Consider the following 1,417-nt stretch of genomic DNA (forward strand, 5'->3'; position numbering starts at 1 on the left):
CACTGGCAGCCGGACGGGATGGCCGGGGTCTTGGCGAGGATCTCGGAGACGGGGTGGCGCGATTCACGCCGTACGGCCATGAAGATGCGCGGCATCACCGGGAAGTGGAACGCCATGTGGCACTCGTCGCCGCCGGCCGCGTAGTCGCCGAAGTAGTCGACCACGTCCTCCGGCCACTGATTGGCCTCCGCGAGCAGCACCGTGTCCGGGTACTGGGTGTCGATCTCCTTGCGCACCCGCTTCAGGAAGGCGTGCGAGGCGGGCAGGTTCTCGCAGTTGGTGCCCTCCTGCGCGTAGAGGTACGGCACCGCGTCCAGGCGGAAGCCGTCGATGCCCAGGTCCAGCCAGAAACGCAGGGCCGCCAGGATCTCCTCCTGCACGCGCGGGTTCTCGTAGTTGAGGTCCGGCTGATGGGAGAAGAAGCGGTGGAAGTAGTACTCCCCCCGCACCGGGTCGTACGTCCAGTTGGAGGCCTCGGTGTCGACGAAGATGATCCGCGCGTCCGGATACCCCTGGTCGTCGTCCGCCCAGACGTAGAAGTCGCCATAGGGACCGGTGGGGTCCTTCCTCGACTCCTGGAACCACGGATGCTGATCGCTGGTGTGGTTCATGACGAAGTCGATGATCACGCGCATACCGCGCTGGTGCGCCGCGTCCGCGAACTCGACGAAGTCGGCGAGGTCGCCGAACTCCGGCAGTACGGCGGTGTAGTCGGCGACGTCGTAACCGCCGTCCCGCAGGGGGGACTTGAAGAAGGGCGGCAGCCACAGGCAGTCGACGCCCAGCCACTGCAGATAGTCCAGCTTGGCGGTCAGACCCTTCAGGTCGCCGATGCCGTCACCGTCGCTGTCCTGGAAGGAGCGGACCAGGACCTCGTAGAAGACGGCACGCTTGAACCACTCCGGGTCCCGGTCCCTGACCGGGGTGTCCTCGAAGGTGTCCGGCACTGGCTCGTTCACGGTCATGGCGTTCCTGGCCCTCCGTTTCGCTGTGCGGCGGGCGGTCGCTGGACGTGCAGAACGTGCGCGGGAGCCCGCCCCGGCTCAAGGCGCACGTAGTTGTCGCTGCCCCAGTGGTAGGTCTCGCCGGTGAGTTCGTCCCGGACCGGTACCGACTCGTGCCGGTCCAGGCCGAGTTGCGGCATGTCGAGGGAGACCGTGGCCTGCTGGGGGTGATGCGGGTCGAGGTTGGCGACCACGAGCACGACGTCGGAGCCACTGCGCTTGCTGTACGCGATGACGGAGTCGTTGTCCGTCCGGTGGAAGCGGAGGTTCCTGAGCCGGTGGAGCGCGGGATGGGCGCGGCGGATGGTGTTGAGCTTAGTGATGAGGGGGCCGATGGTGGTGCCCTGGCGTTCGGCGGTTTCCCAGTCGCGGGTGCGGAGCTGGTATTTCTCGCTGTCGAGGTATTCCTCGCT

2 protein-coding genes are annotated in these 1,417 nt (G+C 66.8%); both read right to left on the bottom strand.

What is annotated here, in order from left to right:
* On the bottom strand, positions 1–965 hold a 965-nt coding region (locus ACGFR9_RS35155), incomplete at its 3' end, for an alpha-amylase family glycosyl hydrolase (protein ID WP_393216963.1).
* Positions 962–1,417 (bottom strand): alpha-glucosidase C-terminal domain-containing protein (locus ACGFR9_RS35160; protein WP_393216965.1); only part of this gene is annotated, 456 nt, incomplete at its 5' end. The genes ACGFR9_RS35155 and ACGFR9_RS35160, both read right to left, overlap by 4 nt.

This window comes from Streptomyces sp. NPDC048584 (assembly GCF_043199595.1).
In the GTDB taxonomy this organism is placed as follows: Bacteria; Actinomycetota; Actinomycetes; order Streptomycetales; family Streptomycetaceae; genus Streptomyces; species Streptomyces edwardsiae.